Consider the following 24,496-nt stretch of genomic DNA (forward strand, 5'->3'; position numbering starts at 1 on the left):
CCACCCACATCCCGCTACCGCATCGCAGCAGCAAAGGAAACGAAGACAGCTCCGCGACCGGGCCACTCACTCGCGGCCGGCGCCGATGAACAGCGGTATACGGAGGGTCAGATCACCCGTCAACAGGGTCGTATCGAAAAAATGCGCCGGCTCGATTCCGAGGCCCGCGACGCTCGGCGGGGAAGGTGGCGCTTCCCAAGGCGCCTCAATCTCGACATCCTGCCCGCAGACAGGGGGTCGGGACGCCTCGGGCGGCATCGTCATGCGGCCGGGGGAGCTCCCGCGCATGCCGCGCCAGGGGCCTGACGCATAACCGGACAGGACAGAGCGTGAAGGGCGCACGGGTCAGGATCGGCAAGGCCGGCGGGACCGGACGGACGGCGCCCGCCTTCGCGCGCGGTTCCGAACCCCCGCTCGACATCCTCGGCCCCGACGCGACGCGGATCGACCGCCGCGACGTGAACCTGCGCTGGCTCTGGGCGAGCGCGCTCACGGGGCTCACCGGGGCGGCCCTGATCGGGGCGGCGCTCCACGTCTCCCTCAAGGGGCAGGCCTCTCTCGCGGCGATCCCCGAACGGGTGAACGTCGCGGCCCGGCCGCAGCCGAGCGAGGGCGGCACCAACCTCGCGCACAAGGGCGACCGCCTGGTGCGCAACCTGATGATCGCCTCCGCCAAGCAGAGCTTCCGCACCCCCGTGACCGTGCGGCTCGGCGAGCGCGAGATCATCAAGGTGAAGCCCTTCGTGCGCGTGTCGAGCGCGCTCTCTATGTCGACGGGGGTCTTCGCTTCCGACATCCCGCGCTTCGACCCGATGAAGTTCGTCTCCGACGAGCCGGCCGAACGCGCCCCCGACCCCGCCTCCGCCGACGCCCCCGGCGCGGAGGTCAGCGTGGTCAAGCGCGACCTCTCGGAGCTCGCCATGGACGCGGGCGGGCCAGGCCTCACGGACGACGACGTCACCGCGCAGGTGGAGGAGGAGCGCCGCCTCTTGGCCGAGGCCGGCCGCCGCACGACGATCCCGATCGCTCCGCAGATCATGCTCTCGCGGACCCTGCGCCAGGGGCTCGGCGGCCCGGATTTCGACGGTGGCGTGAAGGCGGCGCCGGAGGGCGGCAGCCCCTTCAAGAACATCGAGGTGCTGGTCGTCCCCGAGAACGTGACCCGCCTCGCCAAGACCGAGCTGCGCGCCAGCGAGACCCCGCTCGTCGAGGAGCGCGACCTCTCGCTGAAGCGCGGCGAGAGCCTGGAGGGCTCCCTCAAGGCCAATGCCGGCGCCACCGAGGAGCAGTTCCGCGCCATCATCAACGCGCTGGGCGGCAAGGCGCGCACCAGCGCCCTGCCCGAGGGCCAGCAGTTCCGCGTGCAGGTCGCGCCGGGGCCCAAACCCGGCGATCCGCGCCAGGTGACGCGCGTCATCCTCTACGGGGAGAACGGCATCGAGGGCATCGCGGCGCTAAACGATCGCGGCGCCTTCGTCTCCGTGGCGCCCCCTACCGAGGACGCGCCGGCCAAGAAGGCGGCGGTCGTCGCCGAGACAGGGGAGGACGACGAGGACGGCGGCTCCGGTCCGCGCCTCTACGAGAGCCTCTACGAGACGGCGGCCCGCCACGACATCCCGCGCGCGGCCATCGAGGACATCGTGCGGGTATTCAGCTACGACCTCGATTTCCAGCGCCGGATCTCGTCGGGCGACAGCCTCGACGTGTTCTACACCTATGACGAGGATGCCGGTCAGAGCGCCTCCGAGCGGCCGGAGCTGCTCTACGCCTCGCTCAACCTCGGCGGCGAGACCCGCAAGGTCTACCGATTCCAGTCGCCCGACGACGGCGCCATCGACTATCTCGACGACCAGGGCCGCTCGCTCAAGAAGTTCCTCATCCGCAAGCCCATCGCCGACGGCATCATGCGCTCCGGCTTCGGCTACCGGCGCCATCCGGTGCTCGGCTACGCCAAGCTCCATACCGGCGTCGACTGGGCGAACCCCATCGGCACGCCCATCGTGGCCGCCGGCAACGGCACCGTCATCAAGGCGGAATGGTCCTCCGGTTACGGGCGCCGCGTCGAGATCCAGCACATCAACGGCTACGTCACCACCTACAACCACATGTCGCGCTTCGGGCGGGGCATCAATGCCGGGGTGAGGGTCCGCCAGGGGCAGGTGATCGGCTATGTCGGCTCGACGGGCCTCTCCACCGGCGCGCACCTGCATTACGAGGTCATCATCAACGGCCATTTCGTCGACCCGATGAAGATCCGGGTGCCGCGCGGGCGCGAGCTCGACGGGCGGATGCTGGCCGAGTTCAAGCGCCAGCGCGACCAGATCGAGGGCGTGATGCAGAAATCGAAGAGCGCCACCGCCCTGGCGCAGCGCGACGCGATGCGCTGAGGGAATTCAGGAAAAGCCGAGCCGGGCGCGGAGATCCGCCGCAGAGGCGCCGCGCGCGCGCAGATCGGCCAGCGATTCGGAGCCCTTGGACTTCGCGAGCTTCTCGCCGTCCGGCCCGCGCAGGAGCGCGTGGTGGTGATAGGCCGGCGACGCCAGGCCGAGCAGCTCTTGCAGCAGGACGTGGAGGTCGGTGGCGGCTTCCAGGTCTTGCCCGCGCACCACATGGCTGACGCCCTGCGCGGCATCGTCGAGCACCACGGCGAGATGATAGCTCGTCGGCACGTCCCGCCGGCCGATCACGGGATCGCCCCAGCGGGCGGGGTCCGCCGAGAGACGACGCTCACCGCCCTCCGCGTCGAAGGCCGTGTAGGCGTGGGGGCCCGGCGCCTGCGCGAGCGCGCGGGCCATGTCGAGGCGCCAGGCATGCGGCTCGCCGGCGGCGCGGCGACGGGCGGCCTCCTCCCCGGATAGAGCCCGGCAGGTGCCGGGATAGAGGGGACCGCCGTCGGGATCGCGAGGGGCGTCGGCCGCCACCATGGCCGCGATCTGCCCGCGCGAGCAGAAGCAGGGATAGGCGAGGCCCCGGCCAGCGAGCCCTTCGAGCGCGTGCCGATACTCCGCCATGTGCTCGGATTGGCGCCGCACCGGCGCCTCGAAGGCAATGCCGAGCCAGTCGATATCCGAAAAAATGCCAGCGACCAGCTCCGGCCGCGAGCGGACCGGATCGATATCCTCAATGCGCAGCAGCAGCCGGCCGCCGAGGCGGCGCGCCATGTCCTCGTTGAGGAGCGCCGAATAGGCGTGCCCGAGATGCAGCCGGCCATTCGGGCTCGGCGCGAAGCGGAAGACCGGCGTCGCGCCGCCGCTCACCCGCCGGCGCGGCGAAGGCAGCGCGCGTCCTTCAAGGTGCAGGCGATGCCGGGCAGCGAGCAGGCCGGCCCTTCCGGGCGGCGGGTGCAGACGCGGCAGCCGTCGCTCCACTCGATGCAGGCAGCGTCCTCGGCCGGCGTCGCGGCGGCATGGGGACGCGCCGGGTGGCCGGGCAGGAGCGCGCCGAGGAGCACGGTGCCGGCGACGAGGGCGGCGAGCGCCAATGCCAGCGGTCCGTCGCGGGAAACGGTGCCGTCGGTCGGATTCGCCTGGGTCTCAGCCATGGGCAACCTGTTCGCGCGGCGCGGCGGTCCCTGTCAACGGCGCGGGTGTCAGGCCGCCCGCGCCCGCTCGGGTTCCAGAAGCGCGGGAAGCGCCTTGATGTCCAGGGGCTTGGCCATGAAACCGTCGAAGCCTGCGGCGCGCGCGGCGCTCTCGTCCTCGCGCCCGACATTGGCGGTGAGCGCCACCAGCCGCAGGGGCCGCAAGGCACCGGACGCCTGGAGGCCCCGGATGCGGCGGGCCGTCTCCAGGCCGTCGAGGCCGGGCATGCGGATGTCGAGGAGCGCGAGGTCGAAGGGGTTGCGGCGCGTCTCGGCCTCCCCCAGGCGGGCGAGCGCCTCGGTGCCGTCGCGGGCGAGCACCACCGTCGCGCCGAGCCGCTCCAGGGCCTTGGTGGCGAGGAGCGCGTTGATGGGGTTGTCCTCCGCGAGCAGCACACGGGCGCCGCGCGGACGGGGGGCGAGCGGCGTGGGCGCGGCCTCCTCCGAATCGAGGGGGGTCGCCGGCGCCAGCAGCCGGTCGAACAGCGAGCGGGCGCGCACGGGCTTGATGAGGTAGCTGTCGAAGCCGGCCGCACTCGGCGCGCCGAACTCGCGACGGTCGAAGGGCGAGAGCAGGATCAGGCTGCACCGCACGCCGCAGCGGCGCGCCTCGTCGGCGAGCAGGCGCACGGCGCGGTCGCCGAGGCTGCGGTCGGCGATGAGCGCGTCGAAGACGGCCCCGGAGAGCGCATCGAGACCGGCCTCCAGGCTCGGCACGATGACGGCGGCGGCCCCCGAGCGCGACAGGCGGCGGGCGAGATAGGGCGCCTGGAAGGGCGATTCCGCGACGACGAGCACGCGCCGGCCGTTCAGCACGGGCGGCAGCTCGCGCTTCGCGTCGCCGCCGGAGACCGGCAGCGGCAGGACGACGCGGAAGACCGAGCCGCGCCCCACCGTCGATTCCGCCTCGATGCGCCCGCCCATCATGCCGACGAGGCGCTGGGTGATGGCGAGCCCGAGCCCCGTGCCCTCGTGGTCGCGGCTGGCGCTGCCGTCCCCCTGCTCGAACTCCTCGAACAGGGCCGGGATGCGCTCCTTCGGGATGCCGGGGCCGGTATCGGAGACCGTGAGCACGATCCCCTCGGGAGAGGGGGCGAGCGCCACGCCGACGCCGCCGGAACCTGTGAACTTGATGGCGTTGCCGGCGAGGTTGACGAGGATCTGACGGACGCGGTCGGCGTCCCCCACCACGATCGCGGGCAGGTCGTCGGCGACGTCGAGGGCGATCTCGATGCCCTTGTCCTGCGCGCGCGGGGCCAGCAGCTCGACCACGCGCTCGGCGATCTCACCGGGATCGAAGGGCTCGGCCGCGAGGTCGAGGCGCCCGGCCTCGATGCGCGAGAAATCGAGGATGCCGTCGATGAGCGTCAGCAGCGCCTTGCCGCTGGTCTTCACCGCCTCGACATAGGTGCGCTGCTCGGGATCGAGCCGCGTGTCGAGCACGAGGTCGGCCATGCCGAGGATGCCGTTCAGAGGCGTGCGGAACTCGTGGCTGACGGTGGCGAGGAAGCGGGACTTGGCGACGTTGGCGGCCTCCGCCCGGCTCAGGGCCTCGTCGAGGGACTTGGCGGCCTCCGCGCGGGCGGTGATGTCGCAGCCGGCGCGCAGCCACTGCATCGGGCCGTCATGGCGCGAGACGGGCATCTCCACGAAGGAGAACCAGCGCGGGATACCGTCCACCGGCAGAACCTTGGATTCGATGCGGCGCACGCCGTCCGGCCCGGTCTCGACGCGCCCGTCCTCGACCACCTGAAGCTCGACGGTGGCGCCGACCAGCGCCATGGGCGAGCGGCCGAGGAGGCGGGCGTAGCCCTCGTTGGCGAAGGTGATCCGCCCGAGCCCGTCGCGCTGGACGATGACCTCCATGGTCGCCTCGACCAGCGCCCGGTAGCGGTCCTCGCTCTCGGAGATCTTCCAGATGCGGTCGTGCAGATGCTCCGCCTCCGGCGCCTCGCGATCCGCCCGGCGTTTCGTGCGCCAGAGCAGGGCCGAGAGGCTGAACGCGGCGGCGAGCAGCGCGAGGACGAGCGCGACGTCCCTCATGTCCATGCCGGTCCCCGCCTGTCCGCTTTCGAAAACTGTCCCGAGGGGGCAGCCTCGCAGGCCGGGCTGAAGGCCGGGTTGCGAAAGGGGCTTAAGGAAGGGTTGCCGGCAAGCCGGGCCTCCCCCGCGCTTCACGCGTGGCCGCCGATGGTGTAGGCGCGGCGGCTTGCGACCCATGCCCGCCGGGCATGGCGCAGCGACACCGACGCGCGAAGCCCATGACAGACGCCGCCACCTCCCCCCGCGCCGGACAGGGCCGCATCGAGGCCGTCTTCGCCCGCTGCCGGGCGGAAGGCCGCGCCGCCCTCGTCACCTACGTGATGGCGGGCGATCCCGACGCCGAGACCTCGCTGAAGGTGCTGGAGGCCCTGCCGAGGGCCGGCGCCGACATCGTCGAGTTCGGGCTTCCCTTCACCGACCCCATGGCCGACGGGCCCGCGATCCAGGCGGCGGGCCTGCGCGCGCTGAAGGGCGGCCAGAACGTCGCGCGCACCCTCGAGCTGGTGCGCCGCTTCCGGGCCGGCGACGCGGGGACGCCCGTGATCCTGATGGGCTACTACAACCCGATCCACACCTACGGCGTGCCGCGCTTCCTCGACGACGCCGTGGCGGCCGGGGTCGACGGGCTGATCGTGGTCGACCTGCCGCCGGAGGAGGACGACGAGCTCTGCCTGCCGGCGCTGGCCAAGGGCCTCGCCTTCGTGCGGCTCGCCACGCCCACCACCGACGAGCGCCGGCTCCCGGCCGTGCTCGCGAACACGGCGGGCTTCGTCTATTATGTCTCGATCACCGGCATCACCGGCACGGCGACGCCGGATTTCGGCAAGGTCTCGGAGGCCGTCGGCCGCATCCGCCGGCATACCGAGCTGCCCGTCGTCGTCGGCTTCGGCGTGAAGAGCGGGGCGCATGCCGCCGCCATCGCCAAGGGCGCGGACGGCGTCGTCGTCGGCTCGGCGCTGGTCGACGCGCTGCACCGCTCGCTCGGCCCGGACGGGCAGGCCGGCGACGGCACGGTGTCCGCCGTCGAGACGCTGGTGCGCGAGCTCGCGGACGGCGTCCGCGGCGCGGCCCGCGGACCGGCCGTCTGAGGCGGCGGCTGGCAACGCGGGCCCCGCGCACCGATATCACCGCCTTGCCCCGACAGGATTGCGGCCCATGATGGTGGAACCGATGAACTGGATCTCGGAGGTCGTGCGCCCCAAGATCAAGACCCTGTTCAAGCGCGAGACCCCGGAGAACCTCTGGGTCAAGTGCCCCGATACCGGGCAGATGGTCTTCCACAAGGAGGTGGAGAGCAACCACTGGGTCATCCCCGGCTCCGAGCACCACCTGAAGATGAGCGCGAACGCGCGCCTCAAGATGATGTTCGACGAGGGCACCTGGATCGACGTGCCGCTGCCCGAGGTCGCCACCGACCCGCTGAAGTTCCGCGACGAGAAGCGCTATGTCGACCGCCTCAAGGAGGCCCGCGCCAAGACCGGCATGCCGGACGCCTTCAAGATCGGCTTCGGTCGCGTCGGCGGCATTCCGATGACGCTCGCCGCGCAGGAGTTCGGCTTCATGGCCGGCTCGCTCGGCATGGCGGCGGGCGAGGCCTTCATCCGGGGCGCCGAGACCGCGCTCGACAAGAAGACCCCCTACGTCCTGTTCTCCGCCTCCGGCGGCGCGCGCATGCAGGAGGGCATCCTCTCGCTCATGCAGATGCCGCGCACCACCGTGGCGGTGCGCCGCCTGAACGCCGCCAAGCTCCCCTACATCGTCGTGCTGACGAACCCGACCACCGGCGGCGTCACCGCCTCCTATGCCATGCTCGGCGACGTGCATCTCGCCGAGCCCGGCGCCCTGATCTGCTTCGCCGGCCCGCGCGTCATCGAGCAGACGATCCGCGAAAAACTGCCCGACGGCTTCCAGCGGGCGGAGTATCTGCGCGACCACGGCATGGTCGATCAGGTGGTCCACCGCCACGCCCTGAAGGAGACGGTGGCGCGCATCTGCGGCCTGCTCACCAATGCCCCCGAGGCGCCCCGCCCGCCGGCGGCCCCCGTCCCCCAGGCGGCCTGAAACAGCGACCGGCCCGCACGCAATGGATTCCTCCGACGCGCTGATGGCGCGCTTCCTCGCCCTGCATCCGCGCACGATCGACCTGTCCCTCGGACGGATCGAGCGGCTGCTCGCGCGCCTCAACCATCCCGAGCACCGGCTGCCGCCGGTGATCCATGTCGCCGGCACCAACGGCAAGGGCTCGACCATCGCCTTCATGCGGGCGATCCTCGAGGCGGGGGGCCTGGCCGCCCATGTCTACACCTCGCCCCATCTCGTGCGCTTCCACGAGCGCATCCGGCTCGGGCGGATCGGCGGCGGCGTCTTCGTGCCCGAGGACCGGCTGGCCGACGCCTTCGCCCGCTGCGAAGCCGCCAATGCCGGCCAGCCGATCACGGTCTTCGAGATCACCACGGCCGCCGCCCTGCTGCTCTTCTCCGAGCATGCCGCCGACGTGCTGCTGCTCGAGGTCGGGCTCGGCGGCCGGGTCGACGCGACGAACGTGATCGACACCCCCGCCGCCGCCGTCGTCACCCCGATCGGGCGCGACCATGCCGAGTATCTCGGCGACACGGTCGCGGCGGTGGCGGGCGAGAAGGCCGGCATCTTCAAGCGCGGCTGCCCGGCGGTGATCGCGGCACAGGACTACGCCGAGGCCGACGAGGTGCTGGTGCGCCACGCCGAATCCGTCGGCGCCGTGCCGGTGATGGTCGGCAACCAGGACTTTTCCGTGCACGAGGAGAACGGCCGCCTCGTCTTCCAGGACGAGCTCGACCTGTTCGACCTGCCGAGGCCCCGGCTCGCCGGGCGCCATCAATACGTCAACGCCGGCACCGCCATCGCGGCCCTGCGTGCGGCGGGGTTCGGCGACATCGGCACCGCCGCCCTGGAGACCGGGCTGAACAAGGTCGACTGGCCCGGCCGCCTGCAACGGCTCGGGCGCGGACGCCTCGCCGAGCTGGTGCCGGAGGGCTCCGAGCTCTGGCTCGACGGCGGCCACAACGTCGACGGGGGCCGCATCCTGGCGGCGGCCATCGCCGACCTGGGAGACCGCAGCGACGTGCCGCTGGTGCTGGTGACGGGGCTGCTCGGCACCAAGGACGCGGAAGGGTTCCTGCGCAACTTCGTCGGCCTCGCCCGCGCGCTGATCGCGGTGCCGATCGCCGGCCAGATGGCGGCGCGACCCGCCGAGGAGGTGGCGCGGATCGCCACGGAGGCGGGGTTGAACGCGCGCACCGCGCCGAGCATCGAGACGGCGCTCGCGGCGGTGGCCGACATCGCCTTCGAGCGGCCGCCCCGGATCCTGATCTGCGGATCGCTCTATCTCGCCGGCGCGGTGCTGGCCGCCAACGGCACCCCGCCGACCTGACGGGCTTCGGCGAATCGGCGCGAATCGGAGGATTGCCGATTCGCGCGGCTGAGCTATTGTCGACAGTCTTGCGGCGGTCGCGGCGGCGGTTCGTCCACAATTGCACAGCAGCGCCCGGAACGGCACTTCGTCACCGTCAGGTTAACGCCCGACAGACGATCCCCGGTTTCCCCGAACAACGGTGGCGGGCAGTCGAGCCCGGACCGGTGTGGCCTCAGCGCTACATCTTAGCTGTGGAAAATCCCCTAGTTTCGGCAGCGATCGGGCACATGCTGAGGATCACAATGAAAAAGCTTCTGACCACGTTCGCCGCCTTCACGGCACTCACGGCCGCCGCTTCGGCCGCCGACCTTCCGCGTCGCGCCGCTCCGCCGGTGTTCACGCCGGTTCCCGTCTTCACCTGGACGGGCTTCTACGCTGGTTTCAACGCCGGCTACGGCTTCGACGCCGGTTCGACCTCCAACGCCTACGTCCTTCCGGCCGGTTCGGTGATCGGCTCGGCCGGCACCAACGGCGTGCTGCGCCTCAACAACGGCCGTAACGAGACCGAAGGTTTCGTCGGCGGCGGCCAGATCGGCTACAACTACCAGTTCACCCCCGGCTCCGGCCTGGTGGTGGGTGTCGAGGCCGACGCTCAGTACACCGACTTCAACCGTCGCGGCGGCGCCAGCACCTACACCTTCGTGGGCACGAACGGCCTCGCCTTCGCTCCCCCGGCCGCTGCCGTGTTCACCGCCCGTCGTAGCCTCGACTACTTCGGCACCGTCCGCGGCCGTATCGGCTACGCCTTCGACCGCGTCCTGTTCTACGGCACCGGCGGCTTCGCCTACGGCTCCGGCACCACGATCGCCGGCCTCGGCGGCAACGACAGCTTCCGCACCGGCTACGCCGCCGGCGGTGGCGTCGAGTACGCTCTGCCCACCAGCTCGTTCCTGAACTTCTTCCAGTCCTCGGCCGTCACGCTGAAGGTGGAAGCCCTTTACGTGAACCTCGAGCGCAACCGCAACCAGGCGACCGGCATCTTCACGCTGGCCAACAACAGCCTGCTGCTCGGCGAGAACGCCCGTTCGACGGAGTTCGTCGTCGTGCGCGCCGGCGTGAACTACAAGTTCGGCACCTACTAAGCCGTTCAATCCATAAAAACTGGGTCTCGAAACCAGGAGCCCGGCCGCAAGGCCGGGCTCTTTTCGTTTCGGCGGCTCCCCTCGGGCCAAGGACTCCTCGGGCCAAGCACTCGGGCCAAGCACTCGGGCCAAGCAAAAGCCCGACGCGATCGCTCGCGCCGGGCTTTTCTCGATCCGTCCCCCGCGACGTGGCTCGATCCAAACGAGCCGCGTGCGTGAAGACGCCGGGCCTCATGGGTGATGACCCATGAGCCCGTCCGCCAGGATCAGGCGTTGGCGGTCTGCGCCTGGATCCAGCGCGACAGGTCGCCCTTCGGGGCGGCGCCGACCTTCTGATCGACCCGCTCGCCCTTCTTGAAGAGCAGCAGCGTCGGGATCGAGCGGATGCCGTACTGGGCGGCGATGCCGGGGTTCTCGTCCACGTTCACCTTGGCGATCTTCACCCGGCCCTGGAGATCGGTGGCGATCTCTTCGAGGGCCGGCCCGATCTGCCGGCACGGGCCGCACCATTCCGCCCAGAAATCCACCACGACGGGCTCGGCGGACTGGAGGACGTCCTGCGCGAAGCTCGCGTCGGTCACTTTCACCGTCGCCATCGACAAACCCTTTCCATCGCACGGGCGCGGTCACGGTCCGCGACCGCGCGTCGCCCGCTGCTGTGGGCGAGAATTGGCGACGCCGCGCCGGGCGGTCAAGGCATATGGCACCGGCCGCAGCCCTGGCGCGCGCCGGTCTCATGGTCGCGGGCGGGCATCGCGGCCCTCGCCCTTCCGCGCCGCCGCCCCATCTCCCCCGCAGGCGGGGCCGAACACCGCCTGCCGCACGAGGCGGTCGCCGGACCTGCCAGACCCGTCCCCTCCCCCGGAGCGAGGGGCCGCCCGGACCGCCGCAACGCCTGAGGAAACCGCATCGTGACGCCGATCAAGCCGACCCTCCTCGCCACGTTCGCCGTCCTCGGTCTCGGCCTCCCGCCGCTGGCTTTCGCCGAGGAGGCTCCGCCCGCCCGCGTCGGCGGCGAGGCCTTCTCGGCGCCCGCCGGAGACACCGCCGCCGGCCCCGCCGAGACCGGACCCGCGAACGCGCCCTACCGGCCGCTGCTGCCGAACCAGACCCGCGCGCCGATGCCCGCCCAGGCCACGAAGGTCGAGATCGCCACCGTCGCGAAGGGGCTGGCGAGCCCCTGGGCCATGGAGTTCCTGCCGGACGGGCGCATGATCGTCACCGAGAAGGCCGGCAGGATCCGCCTCGTCGCCAAGGACGGCACCCTCGGCCAGCCGGTCGCGGGCGTGCCCAAGGTCGACGCGCGCGGCCAGGGCGGCCTCCTCGACGTGGCGCTGAGCCCCGGCTTCGCCTCCGACCGGACGATCTATGTCAGCTACGCCGAGCCCCGCGAGAAGGGCAACGGCACCACGGTGGCGAAGGCGAAGCTCGTCGAGAGCGGCGGCACGGGCAAGCTCGACGAGTTCAAGGTGATCTTCCGGCAGATGCCGACCTATGACGGCGACAAGCATTTCGGCTCGCGCCTCGTCTTCGCGCCGGACGGCAAGCTGTTCGTCACCGCGGGCGAGCGCTCCGACAAGGCGACGCGCGGACAGGCGCAGGATCTGTCCAGCGGCCTCGGCAAGGTCTTCCGCATCGACACCGACGGCGCCGCGCCGAAGGACAACCCCTTCGCCGGCAGCGACAAGGCGCGCCACGAGATCTGGTCCTACGGCCACCGCAACGTCCAGGGCATCGCGCTGGACGGCCAGGGCCGCGTCTGGACCGTGGAGCACGGCCCGCGCGGCGGCGACGAATTGAACCGGCCGCGCCCCGGCGTGAACTACGGCTGGCCGCTCGTGACCTACGGCATCGAGTATTCCGGCGAGAAGATCGGCGAGGGCGTCACCCAGGCCGGCGGCACCTCGCAGCCCGCCTATTACTGGGACCCGGTGATCGGCCCCTCCAGCCTGGCCTATTACGGCGCCGAGCTGTTTCCCTCCTGGAAGGGCGACTTCATCGTCGGCGGCCTCGTCAGCGAGGGGATCGTGGTGCTCAAGCTCGACGGCGACAAGGTGGTCAGCGAGGAGCGGATCCCGCTTCGGGAGCGCATCCGCGACGTGAAGGTCGGGCCGGACGGCGCGATCTACGCCGTCACCGACGGACCGGACGGCAAGATCCTCAAGCTGACCCCGAAGAAGCAGGAGGGGTGACACCGGCGTGCCTTTGGAAACGACGTCGTCGTTCCAAAGGCGGTGCGGCGCATCGGCGCCGACGCGCAGTCGCGCTTGCCTCGCGCTTTCGAACGGGCCGTTCGAAAGCGCAGCGGTATGAGTGCGAGCCTCACAAGCCCAGCGGCGCGAGCGCGGCGGCGATCTCCGCCTCGCTCAAGCGCCGGATCGTCGGCCCCGAGGTCCAGACCAGCATCGGCACGACGTTGCGGCCGGGATAGATCCGGGCGAGCAGCAGCGCGTAGAGCGCGAGCTGGCCCGCCTCCGCAACCGGCAGGGGCGCGTCCGCCACCGGGGGGCGCCCGGTCTTGAAGTCCGCGAGGCGGACGACGCCCTCCTCCACCGACAGGCGGTCGACGCGGCCGTAGACCGCGCGCTCGACACCTTCCACGACGACCTTGCCCGAGAGCGTCACCTCGGCCCGCGCCCCGGCCGAGAACAGCGGCGCCAGTTCCGGCTCGTCGATCAGCCGCAGGGCCGCCTCGACGATGGCCGCCTGCTTCGGCTTCGGCATGGCCGGGGCGCGGGCATGGACGAAGGCGTCTGCGGCCTGCCCGCGCCGCGCCGGATCGAGCCGGGGCAGGTGCTCCAGCAGCGCATGGACGAGCACGCCGCGCCGGCGCGCGTCGCCATCCGCCTGCCGCCGGGCCGGGGGGGGCCGGGAATCGGCCGCCCGCAGGGCGCCGGAGGGGCTCAGTGGCGGAGGCGGCGCGGCTTCCACCGGGGCGGGCGCATGCAGCCAGGAGGGCACCGCCGCGTCGGACGGGGGCGCCGCCGCGTCCGACGGCGCGGACGCCGCGGCGACGCCGTCCCGCCACAGGGTCGCCGGTCCGTAGGGCAGCTCGACGGCCTCCCCCGGCCAGCCCGACGCCTCCAGCCCGATGCGGATCATCTCGCACCAGCAGCCGGCGGTCTCCTTGGTCGCCCCGCGATAGGGGGCGACCACCAGCCGGTCGGCGGCGCGGGTCATGGCGACGTAGAGGAGCCGGTTGTGCTCCTCGCGGGACCGCGCCTGGATTCTGTCCCGCGCGGCGGCGGTGGCGGGGGAATCCTGCGTCTTCGCCCCGGCCCAGACCGGCGGCAGCGGCACGGCGCCGTCGGCGCCCATCGCCAGGAGCTTGGGATCGTTGCGCCCGAGGGGCTCGCAGCCGTCGAGCAGCACCACGACGGGCGCCTCCAGGCCCTTGGCGCCGTGGACGGTCATCACCCGGACCTCGTCGTGGCCGGTCTCCAGGTCGCGCTTGACCGTGAGCCCTTCGGTGCCCCGCGCCTCGAATCCGCCGATGAAGCCCGAGAGCGAGGGCGCGTCGGTGCCGCTCTCCGCCTCCGCCGCCTTGGCGAGGAAGACGTCGATGGCGTCCCCCGCCTCGCCGCCGAGCCGCGCCACCAGCTTTTCGCGGCCGCCCCCCGGCCCGAGCAGCGTGGCGTAGAACCCGAACGGCCCCTGGCGCGCGGCGAGCGCGATCCAGCCGGAAAGCGCCGCGCGGGCGAGGATCGCGGCCCGATCGCCCGCCTCGGCATGGCGGCCGAGGGCGTCCTCCAGGGTCTCGGACTCCGCGCGCCCGCCCGAGAGCCGCACGAGGTCGTCGTCGCTCAGCCCGACCAGCGGCGTCTTGAGGGCGGTGGCAAGCGTCAGGTCGTCGGCGGGCAGCAGCCCGGCCCGGCCGATGGCGACAAGGTCCATCACCGCGATATGGGCGGCCACGTCCAGCCGGTCCTGCCCCGCCACCGGGACGCCGAGCGCCTTCAGGGCCCGGATCGCCTCCTCGAAGGCGGCGCCGCGCTTGCGCACCAGCAGCAGGATCTCGCCGGGCCGGCGCCTGCGGCCGCCCTCGTCGCCGACATCGATCCAGCGGCGCACGGCGCGCGCCACCTTGCGGGCGGTGACGATGGCCGGCGCGCTGGTCTCGGGCGCGTCGACGGGGGCGGTCCAGGCATCGGGCTCGGCGGCGGCTTGCGGTTCGGCGATGGGCCAGAGCTCGACGATGCCGGGCGCGTCGCCCCGCGCGCTGGCATGAACGGTGCCGACCGCCTCGTCCGCGAAGGAAAGGCCGCCGAAATGCTCCGGGATCGCGAAGGTGGCGTCCACCGCCCGCAGGATGCCGCGCGCCGAACGGAAGGACAGCCGCAGGCTGACATCCTCGAAGGCGAGCCCGGCGGTTTTGGACGCGCGGAGCCACTCCCGCCGCGTCTCCTCGAAGCGGCGCGGCTCGGCCCCCTGGAAGCTGTAGATCGACTGCTTGGGGTCGCCCACGGCGAAGCGCGTGCGCCTGACCTCGCGGGCGCCCGCCCCGGCCGTGAACTCGGCGGTGAGGCTGTCGAGGATCGCCCATTGCTCGGGGTTGGTGTCCTGCGCCTCGTCGATGAGCACATGGTCGATGCCGCGATCGAGCTTGTAGAGCACCCAGGCCGCGTCGACCCGCGCGAGCAGGTCGCGGGTCTTGTGGATCAGGTCGTCGAAATCGAGGGCGCCGATGCGCGCCTTCCGCGCCTCGACCCGGCGGTCGATCTCGGCGGCCAGCGTGAACAGCGCCCGCGTCCGGGCGAGCGCGCGGGCGGCGCCGAGACTCTCGAAGAGCGGTACGAGGCGGTCGCGCTCGGCGAGCAGCGCGGCCTTCACCTCCGGCCCGGCGGCCTTGGTGCCGAGATTCTTTCGCGGATCGCCCTTGTCGGTGAAGAAGGCCCCGCGCAGCGCCTCCACGGCCTCCGGCGGAGCCGCCGGATCGGCCCGGACCAGCGCATCCGCCAGCCCCTCGTCGGTGGCGGCCCCCGTGCGCAGCCGCCCGGCGAGGGCCTTCAGGCCGGGCAAGCCGGAGAGGATGCGCCCGGCGATCTCCGCCTCGTCCTCCCCCGCCCTCAGCCCCAGCGCCGTGCCCAGCGCGGCGAAGGGCGCGGACAGGCCGTCCTGCCGCAGCACGGCGCGGGCGCGCATGGCGCCCCGGATCAGGTCGCGCAGGGTGTCGTCCTGGGCGTCGGGCTGGATCAGCGCATGGGCGGCGAAGATGTCCGGCGCGGCGCCGAGCACGGCATCGGCGAGCGTCGCGTCGGTCTCGCGGGCGAACATCGCGGCGGCCGCGTCGTCGTCGAGCACGCAGAAGCCAGCCGGCACGTTGGCCTCGAACGGGAACATGTGCAGCAGCCGCTCGCAGAGCGCGTGCAGGGTCTCGATCTTGAGCCCGCCCGGCGTCTCGACGGCGCGGGCGAACAGGCGGCGGGCATCGTCCAGCCCCTCGCGGGAGGGCGCCTTGCCGGTGAGCCCCTCGAGATCGGCGGCGAGCGCCGCGTCGCCTTCCGTGACCCAGCGCCCGAGCCGCTCGAACACGCGGGTCGACATGTTGGCGGCGGCGGCCTTGGTGAAGGTCAGGCAGAGGATGCGCCCCGGCGGCGTGCCGGCGAGCAGCAGGCGCACCACCCGGTCGGTGAGGACCTTGGTCTTGCCGGCGCCGGCATTGGCCGAGACCCAGGCCGAGGCGGCCGGATCGGCGGCGCCGCGCTGCGCGGCCTGGGTCGCCTGGTCGACGACGAACCGGGGAGGCGCCTCGCTCATGCCTCGGGCTCCCCCTCGCCGGAGAGCGACCACTCGCGCACCCGCGCGAGATGGTCGTAGGGGCCCTCGTAGCGGATGTATTGCGGGTAGGGCCGCGAGACATAGGCCGCCTCCCCCGTCCGGTAGCGGGCGACGAGGCCGCGCAGCCGCGCCGCATGCTCGGCCACCACCTCGCCGACGCTGCGGGGATCGTCCCTCGGCGGCTTCACGGGCGCGTCCTTGAGGGGCGTGCGGCCGCCCGACGCCTGGACGTAGAGCAGCTCCGGCGTGCCGGCAGGCTTCGGGATGCCCTCGAAGGCACCCGCCATCAGCATCGCCGCCTCCAGGGTGAGCTGCGGCGAGAATCCGGCGAAGACCGCCGGGTTCGTGGGCGGTGCGCCGGTCTTGAAGTCCACGATGCAGGCGCCGCCGTCGCGCCGCCGCTCGATCCGGTCGGCGCGGGCGCGCAGGGTGAAGGGTTCCGTGCCCATGGGAATCGCCCAGCGGCCCGAGACCTCGGCGTGGATACCGGCGATGGCGGGCCGGCGGGCGTCCTCCCAGTCCAGGAAGGCCGCCATCAGCCGCTCGCAGCGCGGCCACCACTCGGCGAAGAGCTCGGGATTCGTCGCCTCGATGCCCGCGAACGCCTCGCGGGCGATGGCGCGGAGCGCGTGTTCCGCGTCCTCCGGCATGCCCTGCGGAAAGCGCTGGGCGAAGCCGCCGAGCACGGCGTGGATCAGGCTGCCGCGCTCGCCCGCCCCCGGCGGGGCGGCGACCCGCTCCAGCGGATCGAGCCCCAGGACATGGCGGGCGAAGATCGCGTAGGGGTCGCGCACCAGGGTCTCGATCTCGGTGACGCTCAGGGATTTCGGAAAGAGCGCCGGGTCGGGCTTGGGCGCCGGCCGGGCGAGACGCGGCTGCGGCCCGTCCGTCCCCCGGTCGAGGGCGGCGGCGCAGGCCGCGAGCCGCCCCCCGGCATCGAGCGCGCCCCGCCAGCGCGCATCCCCGCAGAACGCCTGCATGCGCAGGAGGAAGCGGGAGCGCACCATGGGCGAGCCGCCGCGCTTCACCGCCCGCGTCACCACCGCGTCGCGATGCCCGAGGAGCGCGACGAAATCATGCGCGCTCTGCCCGATCCGCCGCTCGGGCGGGTCGAGGCCGATGCGCGCGCGCATGGGGCGGTTGAGGAAGGCGTCCGTGACCGTCTTCATCGGCCAGACGCCCTCGTCGAGGCCGCCGAGCACCACGCGGTCGGCGGAGATCAGGCGCGCCTCCGTCAGGCCGAGGATGGCGATGCGCGGATGCGGCGCTCCCCCCGCGTTCGTCACGCTGCGCAGGCCGGCGAGCCCGGTGAAGAAGGCCGGATAGTCGGCGAGCGCGCCCCGCATCGGGCCGGACTCGGCGGAAGCGAGGTCGTCGAACAGCGTGTCGAGGCCGTCGAGGGAGGCGTCGGCGGCGGCTTCCGCGTCGTCCGCCGGCCCTTCGAGCAGCGCCTCGCAGGCCGCGCGGTGGGCCTGCGAGAGCCCGAGCAGGTCGCAATCGTCCGGGTCGCAAGGCCCCGGAAACCCCGCGAAAGCGGCCTCCAAGCGGTCGATCAGGCCGGCCGCCAGGTCCCAGTCGAGGTCGGTCAGGCGCCGTTTCGCGCGCGGCACATGCGCCGTGGGGCTGCGGGCCGCACCGAGCGCATCGCGCAGCACCGGAAATCCGGGCGCCAGCGCGGGCCCGCGCAGCACGCCGATCTCGAGGGCGGCGGCCGCGCGCGCCACGTCCCCACGCGGCAGCCCCAGCCGCGTCATCGGATGGGCGAGCAGCGCGATCAGGCGCTCGGCCTGGCGGTTGCCGATGCGGGCGGCGCGCAGCTCCACGGCGAGCTCCGCCGCGAGCCGGGCGAAGCGGCCGGCGAGCGTCACCGGCAGGGGCTGGCCGGCGGCGTCCTCGGCGACGATGCCCCAGCGGCCGAGCTCCGCCGCGACGCGGGCGGCGAGCCCCCGGTCCGGCGTGACGAAGGCCGCCGTGGCCCCCGGCGTCTCCAGGGTCTCGCGCAGCGCCACCGCCGCCACCAGCGCCTCCTCGCGCTCGTCGGCCGCCTCGACCACCGCGAGACCGGCGAGACCGGACGCGGCGAGGGCGTCCCGCTCGGCCGGGTCGATCCGCGCCCAGGCATCGGTGGTCGCGGCCGGCCGCAGGGCCTGCGCGAGCAGCCTCTCGCGGGCCCGCGCCTCCGGCGGGACCTCGCCGAGCGGGATCACGGAGGCGCGCGTGCGGCCGAGATGGCGGGAGCCGAGCAGCCGGTGCAGGATCGCCTGCGGGTGGCCGTGGGCGGTCTCCCCGTCCGTCTCGATGGCGTTCCAGCCGGCATCGTCGAGATCGCGGTCGAGGCCCGGCAGCACGGCGGCCCCGCGCGGCAGGGCGGCGATCGCCCCGATCAGGTCGGCGACGGCCGGGGTGGAGCCGGTGGCGCCCGCGATCACCACGGGATCGCCGGGTGGCGCGCGGCGCAGGCGCTCGACCTCCGCCGTCACCAGCCGGCGCGCCCGGAACACCGGATCGCCGAGGCTGCGCTCGGCCAGCAGCCTCGGCCAGTTCTCGGCGGCGATGCGCAGGAAATCGAGGGTCAGCCCGAAATAGCGCGAGTACTCGGAATCGACGGCGCCGGCGATCTCGTCCCAGGGCACGCCCTCGACGGTGAGCGCGTCCATCAGGCTCTCGAGGTCGCCGGCCAGCGCCACCGCGTCGGCGGGGGAGGCCGGCACGCCGAAGGGCACGCCGTCGGCGATGGGCAGGAGCGCGCGGTCGATCGTCTCGGCCCAGCGGCGGGTCAGGGCCGCCAGCACGAGGCGCCGCTCCAGCGGCGGCATGGAGGGCGCCAGCACGTCCGGCCCCTCGCCGACGAGCGGGCTCGCCGCGAGATCGAGCTCGGCCTCGTCGGCCTCCCCGAGCGGGATCATGCGCGGCAGCAGGGCGGCATGGCCGAGCCGCCCGGCCAGCACCGCCCCGAACGCGCGGGCGACCCGGCGGGTCGGCAGGTAGACGGTGACGGCCGCGAGCCCGAGCGGATCGCTCCCGACCTCCCCCACCAGCCGGCCGGAGAGGAGCGCCTCGGCCAGCACCGGCAGGAAGGGCGCACCGGGCGGGACGGTGAAGAGGCGGGGCTCGCTCATGTTTTTTCGGACTTGGGTCGCGCCGTGCTTATCCGGTCGGATGCGCCCTCACAAATCCGTGCGTCAGGGCTGGCGCGCGCTGAGCCTCACCCGCTCTTCCGCCGCCCGGATCGCCTCGGGGGTGCCCACATGAAGCCACTGGCCGTCGAGGCGCAAGCCGTGAAGGCGCCCGGCGGCGATGGCGCGGTCGAACAGCAGGTTCAGCGAGAACGAGCCCTCTGGGGTGTCCGCGAACAGCGCCGGCGTCATGATCGCGACGCCCGCATAGATGAAGGGCGCGACACGCCTCTCCCCGCGCCGTTCGAGGCGCCCGTCCGCGTCCATCACGAAATCGCCGACGCCCTCGTAGCCGAGGCTGGTGGCGGTGGGGGCGACGAGGAGCAGCATGTCCATGCGCTCAGCCTCCCAGGCCGCGATCAGCCGCGAGAGGTTCGGCGAGGGGCCCTCCAGCCAGAACGAATCCGAGTTGAGCACGACGAAGGCGCCCTCGCCCAGCAGCGGCAGCGCCTTTCTGACGCCGCCGCCGGTCTCCAGCAGCGCCCCGCGCTCGTCCGAGACCGTGACGGAGGGCGCGATTCCGCGCTTGGCGAGATGGCCCTCGATCAGGTCGGCGAGCCAGTGCACGTTGACCACCGCCCGGCCGATGCCGGCCTCGGCGACCCTGTCGAGGGCGTGATCGAGCAGCGCGCGGCCGGCGACCTCCACCAGGGGCTTGGGCACCGTCGCGGTGACGGGGCGCATGCGCTTGCCGAGGCCGGCGGCGAGCACGAAGGCATGCGTGACGGCGGGCTCAACGGCGGGCTTGGCCGGCGTCGGATCGGTCTCGGTCATGGCCGGTCTGGCGCTCCCGGATGCAGCTTTGGGCGCACCCGTGTCGGTGCGGCGGCATCGTGGGGAAGAGGGCCCTCGGGTCAAGCCCGAATTCACTGTTCGACGTTTGTCCGGCTCACACAGGGCAGGCAGCCTGCCGGCTGGGTTGCATTAGCAAAAGATGCCCAATCGCCGTCAGCGAGCAATCCTGGCGAGAATTCAGCCTATTGGTTAAGCGGGGGTATTGACCAGTGTCGCGATTCAGGCGACGATGCCATCAGGCTGGTCAAAATCCAACCTGATATGGCGAAGCCGGGGCTCCCAACCCCGGCTCCATGTCCAATCCGCAAAGCCTTGGTCGGGTTGCGGAGGCGGTCTGGACATGTGCATTTTATGCACGGTCGGACAACTGTCAACTCGGCCAAGGCGCATTTTTGGAGCCTTGAAGTATGCATGACAGTCCCCAAGGACCCTCGCGTCGGCTCTCATTGGAAGACGCAATCACGGTTTGGCTTCGGCGCTGGAATGGCGAGTTCCAGAACCGAATAGCAGCAAGTTATGACGTCAACCCCGGTCGCGTGAATGATGTGCTCAAAGGGCGTCTACACCCCTAGAGCCACTCGCTCGCTCTCCTCCGCCGCAATGCAGCTTAAGGAAGCGTAAGAATGGCGAAGTCCCCTCCGCCGCGCCAGACCTCATCCAAAGTCTCAACCTTGGCTTCGAAAGTACTCTCAGGAAGCGTAACACCAACAAAAGCACAGGTGAAATCCCTGGCCGCGAGTGCGCTTAGCCAAGACCAGACCAAGGGGCAGAAGTCAAAGTAGCGACCTCACAGGATCTACCACTTGGGAAGGCGCGCTAATAATCTGGCGCGCCTTCTCGAATTTAAGATATAAAATTTGCAGGCGGAAATTAACATTTAATTGTATTAGAAAAATCGGGCTCACGGTCAAGCCGTGTTGCCGGCGTCGATGGTGAGCACCGTGCCGGTGAGGTTGCGGCCGCCCTCGCCCATCAGGAAATCGACGGCGTTGGCGATGTCGGCGGGCTCCGCGAGCCGGCGGAGCGCGCTGCGGCGGGCGATGCGGTCGCGGTCCTCCTCGCCGAGGCTCTGGGTCATCTCGGTGTCGATGAAGCCCGGCGCCACCGCGTTCACGGTGATGCCGAGATGGCCGACCTCGCGGGCGAGCGACTTGGTGAAGCCCACCATCGACGCCTTGGTGGCGGCGTAGACCGAGAGCGCGCTGTAGCCGGTGGAGGCGATGATCGAGGACATGTTGACGATGCGCCCGCCCTTGCCGTCGGCCATCATCCCGCGCACCACGAACTTGGTGAGCATGATCGGCGAGAGCACGTTGAGGCGGATCAGCGCCTCCACATGCGGGTTCTGCATGGTGGCGAGCAGCCCCTCGGTGCCGATGGCGGCGTTGTTCACCAGCCCGTAGAGCGGCCCGAACTCCTTGCGGACCTGCCGGACCAGCGGGCCCAGCCCGTCGATGTCGGAGAGGTCGGCCGGGCGGAAGGCGATGGCGCCGCGCTCCGCCGCCCGCGCGGTCTCGGAAGCCGCCAGGAGCGCCTCGCTGTCCTTGCGCGCGACGGCGATCACCGAGAAGCCGGAGCCCGCGAGCCTCTCGGCCATGGCGAGCCCCAGGCCCCGGCTCGCGCCCGTGACGAGAACGTTGCGCATGGTCTCAGGCATGACGCCTCGCGAGCTTTCCGGCGGCGGTGACATCGAGGCTCGGCACGATGCGCAGCATCGCCGGCACCTTGTGCGGGCTCAGCTCCGCACGGCAGGCGGCGAGGATCTCCTTCTTCACCTCGTCGTCCGGGCCAGCATCGTTTGCCGGCTCCAGAACGACGCTCGCCGAGACGATGGCGCCGGTGATCGGGTTGCGGCGGCCCTCGACGAGCGACATGCGCACCCGCGCGTGCCGGTTGATGACCGCCTCGACCTCCTCCGGGTGGACCTTGAGGCCGCCGACATTGATGATGCCGCCGCGCCGCCCGACGAAGTGGTAGCGGCCCGCGCGCTCCTCCACCATGTCGCCGGTATCGACGAAACCGTCCGCGTCCGCGAGCGCCAGCCCGTCCGCGCCGACATAGTCGGACGCCGCGCGGCGCGAGCGGATGCGCAAGCTGCCGTCGACCACCCGCATCTCCACCTCGGCGCCCGCGCGCCCGACGTAATCGGTCGGAAAGCCCTCCAACCCGTCCGTCACCTCGAAGCCGACGCCGGCCTCGGTGGAGGCGTAGGCGTGGCCGACAGAGGCGCCCGGGAACGCCTCGCGCAGGCCGTCGAGCACCGCCTGGTCGGCGATCTCGCCGGAGAGCCGCACGTAGCCCGGCGCCATCGCCGAACGGGCCGGGCTCATCAGCACGCGCCGCCAATGCGAGGGCGTGCCGGAGACATGCGTCGCCCCGTGCCGGCCGAGCCGGTGCAGGTGGTCGGAGATCGCCTCGCCCGCCTGCGAGAGCACCAGCGAGCCCGTCCCAAGAACGCCGCGCAAGAAGATCTGGAGGCCGCCGTAGCGGCGGATATCGTAGAAGGTCGCCCAGACGGGGGACGGCGCGTCCGCGGCCGGCGGCCTGATCGCGGCGGTGAGCCCGGCGAGGTCGTGGCGCACGAGCTTCGGCACGCCGGTGGTGCCCGAGGTCAGCAGCAGCCACTCGGTCGGCCGCTCGAAGGCCGGCTCGCGGGCCGCCGGCACCGGAGGCCAGGCGCAGTCCACGATCGGCAGCGCATCGAGACCGGGGAAGGCCGAGCGCGGCCGGTCGGTGACGAGACGGTCGGCGCGGGCGCGCCCGGCGATCACGGGAAGGTGCTCGGGCGCCAGATCGGGCGGGCAGAGCACGACGGCCTCGGCGAGCCCGTCGAGGGCGATCAGCGCCAGCGCCGCCATGAACTGGTCGCTGGTCGCGAGCAGCACCCGGCGCCCGGCAACGTCGCCGCCGAGGCAGTTCAGGTCGAGCAGGTCCGCGAAGGGGATGGCACGGTCGAGCCCGTGCAGCATCCGCCCCGGCGCGCCCGCGCCTCGAGCGAGCGCCTCGCGCAGGGAGCGCATCTCAGGCCGCGACATCGACCATCGCCGATTCATAGAGGGCGATGAACTCGCCGACCGTGACCGGGAAGACGATCTCGTCCGAGGCCGTGAAGGGATCGACGCCCAGCGCGTCCTCCAGCCGGCTCACCAGGATCGCGAAGCAGAGGGAATCGAGGCCCGACTCGAGCAGCACGAGGTCGTCGCTCATGGGCGCAAGGGCCTTGTCCTGCTCGGCCGCGACCTGAACGATGTTATCGATGACGATGGAGCGTGTCGACATGGCGGGTGATCCTGACGGGCGTCCTGAAATCCGGGAGCCTCGACACTATTCCCGCACCATCACCTCGACAACAGCTTCAACTCGACATGATGAAGGAGAGAATTGGTTGACGAATACGGTAAATCCGTTGCGCCGGCACGCGTCCGCCGCTCGGGCGCCAAGCCGCCGGCAGGCAACGGCAATCGCGATCGCCGCGCGATTCCGGTGACGGGCCCTTAACCAAGGGCTGCCATCCTCGCGGCTCTCCCACGCGGAAGGGGTGTCGTGACCATGGTCATCGCGGGAAGCTCCGGGCGGGATACCCATCCCGAGCGCGACGCCGACGACAAGGCCGCCGCCCCGCGCCTCGGCGCGAACGTGCGCCGGCATCTGGGCCGCAATCTCCGGGGGCTCTACGCCGACAGCCTGGCGACGCCGTTCGGCGAGCGCATCGAGAGCCTGCTGGAGCGCCTGGACCGTCCCAAGCGCTGAGCCGGAGAACCGGGCCCGGCGCCCGTCGTCATCGGGGATATGTCTGCTCGCGAATCACGCCGGCCCCATGGGGCGCGGCGGCGGTCCGCCTTTCGCGCATGGGCCCGTCAGTCGAGAGCGACGGCGACGAGGGAGAAGAAGCCGGCAAGGACGAGGTTTCCGGCGATGATGAGCGCGATCACGGTCATGAATATGCTGCTGCCCGGCGTTGGCGGTGTCGCGGCTCGGGCCAGACCTGCGGCCTGAATGCAAAATCCCCGATTCGCAGGGTGGTTCTAGCGGCAACGAACCTTCAGCGGAGGTAACACAGCGCACCTTTCCCACGGTTGCCGCGCATCAAGGTTGACGGCGATGCAAGCGTGCCACGATCGGCGTGGGGCGGCCCGCCCTGATGGCGATTGACAAGGGCCGGGCACCCCGGCGATGCCGCCCGGCATCCAAGGAGACATCACCCCCATGGCCTTCCGCCCGTCCGCCTACGCCCCTCACGCCCTCGGGATCCTGCGCATCGTCACCGGACTACTCTTCCTGGAGCACGGCACGCAGAAGCTGTTCAATTTCCCGGAGCGGACGATGGCCAAACCAGAGCTGTTCTCTCTGTTCGGCGTCCAGGGCGTCATCGAGATCGTCGGCGGCGCGCTCGTCATCCTCGGGCTGTTCACCCGGCCGGTCGCCTTCCTGCTCTGCGGCAACATGGCGGTGGCCTATTTCATGTTCCATCAGCCGAAGAACTTTTACCCGGCGGTCAACGGGGGCGACGCCTCGATCCTGTTCTGCTTCGTCTTCCTCTACCTGTGCGCCGCCGGGCCGGGCGCCTTCAGCCTCGACCGCAGGGGTTGAG

The 24,496-nt window shown here is 71.9% G+C and carries 19 protein-coding genes; 8 read left to right on the forward strand and 11 right to left on the reverse strand.

What is annotated here, in order from left to right; genetic code table 11:
- Window positions 1-66: 66 nt before the first annotated feature.
- Window positions 67-264, reverse strand: a complete 198-nt coding sequence (locus ACP56T_RS20215; protein WP_430913957.1) for a hypothetical protein — start codon at window positions 262-264, stop codon at window positions 67-69.
- A gap of 65 nt (window positions 265-329) precedes the next feature.
- Between ACP56T_RS20215 and ACP56T_RS20220 the strand changes: the two genes are divergently transcribed.
- Complete coding sequence (locus ACP56T_RS20220; RefSeq protein WP_430913958.1) at window positions 330-2,387, forward strand: M23 family metallopeptidase; 2,058 nt, start codon at window positions 330-332, stop codon at window positions 2,385-2,387.
- 6 nt (window positions 2,388-2,393) lie between these two features.
- Here ACP56T_RS20220 and gluQRS read toward each other — a convergent pair whose 3' ends face one another.
- From gluQRS to ACP56T_RS20235, 3 genes are read right to left on the reverse strand one after another with little or no spacing between them, the layout of a single operon-like run.
- Window positions 2,394-3,257: a tRNA glutamyl-Q(34) synthetase GluQRS gene (gene gluQRS, locus ACP56T_RS20225; protein ID WP_430913959.1), complete on the reverse strand. Its 864-nt coding sequence runs from the start codon at window positions 3,255-3,257 to the stop codon at window positions 2,394-2,396.
- A complete protein-coding gene (locus tag ACP56T_RS20230; RefSeq protein WP_430913960.1) occupies window positions 3,254-3,541 on the reverse strand; it encodes a hypothetical protein in 288 nt (95 codons plus the stop codon). The genes gluQRS and ACP56T_RS20230 overlap by 4 nt, the downstream gene beginning before the upstream one ends.
- Before the next feature lie 48 nt (window positions 3,542-3,589).
- On the reverse strand, window positions 3,590-5,629 hold the full coding sequence (locus tag ACP56T_RS20235) for an ATP-binding protein (RefSeq protein WP_430913961.1): 2,040 nt from the start codon (window positions 5,627-5,629) through the stop codon (window positions 3,590-3,592).
- 212 nt (window positions 5,630-5,841) lie between these two features.
- On the opposite strand from ACP56T_RS20235, the gene trpA reads away from it, so the two are divergent.
- The 4 genes from trpA (at window position 5,842) to ACP56T_RS20255 (ending at window position 10,156) form a co-directional block, all read left to right on the forward strand.
- Window positions 5,842-6,711: a tryptophan synthase subunit alpha gene (gene trpA, locus ACP56T_RS20240; RefSeq protein WP_430913962.1), complete on the forward strand. Its 870-nt coding sequence runs from the start codon at window positions 5,842-5,844 to the stop codon at window positions 6,709-6,711.
- A gap of 70 nt (window positions 6,712-6,781) precedes the next feature.
- Entirely contained in the window at window positions 6,782-7,684 is a 903-nt protein-coding gene (accD, locus tag ACP56T_RS20245; RefSeq protein WP_430913987.1) for an acetyl-CoA carboxylase, carboxyltransferase subunit beta, read from the forward strand.
- A 22-nt stretch (window positions 7,685-7,706) separates the two neighbouring features.
- Window positions 7,707-9,032 (forward strand): bifunctional folylpolyglutamate synthase/dihydrofolate synthase, encoded by a 1,326-nt coding sequence (locus ACP56T_RS20250; RefSeq protein WP_430913963.1) that lies wholly within the window; start codon window positions 7,707-7,709, stop codon window positions 9,030-9,032.
- Window positions 9,033-9,316: 284 nt separating this feature from the next.
- Entirely contained in the window at window positions 9,317-10,156 is an 840-nt protein-coding gene (locus ACP56T_RS20255; RefSeq protein ID WP_430913964.1) for an outer membrane protein, read from the forward strand.
- Window positions 10,157-10,422: 266 nt separating this feature from the next.
- On the opposite strand, the gene trxA is transcribed toward ACP56T_RS20255, so the two are convergent.
- A complete protein-coding gene (gene trxA, locus ACP56T_RS20260; protein ID WP_430913965.1) occupies window positions 10,423-10,752 on the reverse strand; it encodes a thioredoxin in 330 nt (109 codons plus the stop codon).
- Window positions 10,753-11,067: 315 nt separating this feature from the next.
- Between trxA and ACP56T_RS20265 the strand changes: the two genes are divergently transcribed.
- Complete coding sequence (locus tag ACP56T_RS20265; RefSeq protein WP_430913966.1) at window positions 11,068-12,348, forward strand: PQQ-dependent sugar dehydrogenase; 1,281 nt, start codon at window positions 11,068-11,070, stop codon at window positions 12,346-12,348.
- Window positions 12,349-12,478: 130 nt separating this feature from the next.
- Here ACP56T_RS20265 and addA read toward each other — a convergent pair whose 3' ends face one another.
- The 6 genes from addA to ACP56T_RS20295 all read right to left on the reverse strand — a co-directional run bounded on the left by addA (window position 12,479) and on the right by ACP56T_RS20295 (window position 23,184).
- A complete protein-coding gene (addA, locus tag ACP56T_RS20270; protein ID WP_430913967.1) occupies window positions 12,479-15,913 on the reverse strand; it encodes a double-strand break repair helicase AddA in 3,435 nt (1,144 codons plus the stop codon).
- Complete coding sequence (gene addB / locus ACP56T_RS20275; RefSeq protein WP_430913968.1) at window positions 15,910-19,053, reverse strand: double-strand break repair protein AddB; 3,144 nt, start codon at window positions 19,051-19,053, stop codon at window positions 15,910-15,912. The genes addA and addB overlap by 4 nt, the downstream gene beginning before the upstream one ends.
- Before the next feature lie 63 nt (window positions 19,054-19,116).
- The gene (locus ACP56T_RS20280; RefSeq protein ID WP_430913969.1) at window positions 19,117-19,884 is read right to left on the reverse strand and encodes a nucleotidyltransferase family protein; all 768 of its coding nucleotides are present in this window, start codon (window positions 19,882-19,884) and stop codon (window positions 19,117-19,119) included.
- Window positions 19,885-20,812: 928 nt separating this feature from the next.
- On the reverse strand, window positions 20,813-21,550 hold the full coding sequence (locus tag ACP56T_RS20285) for an SDR family NAD(P)-dependent oxidoreductase (RefSeq protein WP_430913988.1): 738 nt from the start codon (window positions 21,548-21,550) through the stop codon (window positions 20,813-20,815).
- A 4-nt stretch (window positions 21,551-21,554) separates the two neighbouring features.
- Window positions 21,555-22,940 (reverse strand): class I adenylate-forming enzyme family protein, encoded by a 1,386-nt coding sequence (locus ACP56T_RS20290; protein ID WP_430913970.1) that lies wholly within the window; start codon window positions 22,938-22,940, stop codon window positions 21,555-21,557.
- Window positions 22,927-23,184, reverse strand: coding sequence for a phosphopantetheine-binding protein (locus ACP56T_RS20295; RefSeq protein ID WP_430913971.1), 258 nt, complete (start codon window positions 23,182-23,184; stop codon window positions 22,927-22,929). The genes ACP56T_RS20290 and ACP56T_RS20295 overlap by 14 nt, the downstream gene beginning before the upstream one ends.
- 270 nt (window positions 23,185-23,454) lie before the next feature.
- Between ACP56T_RS20295 and ACP56T_RS20300 the strand changes: the two genes are divergently transcribed.
- On the forward strand, window positions 23,455-23,655 hold the full coding sequence (locus tag ACP56T_RS20300) for a hypothetical protein (RefSeq protein WP_430913989.1): 201 nt from the start codon (window positions 23,455-23,457) through the stop codon (window positions 23,653-23,655).
- Between the two features lie 456 nt (window positions 23,656-24,111).
- Window positions 24,112-24,495 carry a DoxX family protein gene (locus ACP56T_RS20305; RefSeq protein ID WP_430913972.1) on the forward strand — a complete coding sequence of 128 codons (384 nt, stop codon included), beginning with the start codon at window positions 24,112-24,114 and terminating at the stop codon, window positions 24,493-24,495.
- Window position 24,496 lies beyond the last annotated feature (1 nt).

It is taken from the genome of Methylobacterium endophyticum, assembly GCF_050591105.1.
GTDB lineage: Bacteria > Pseudomonadota > Alphaproteobacteria > Rhizobiales > Beijerinckiaceae > Methylobacterium.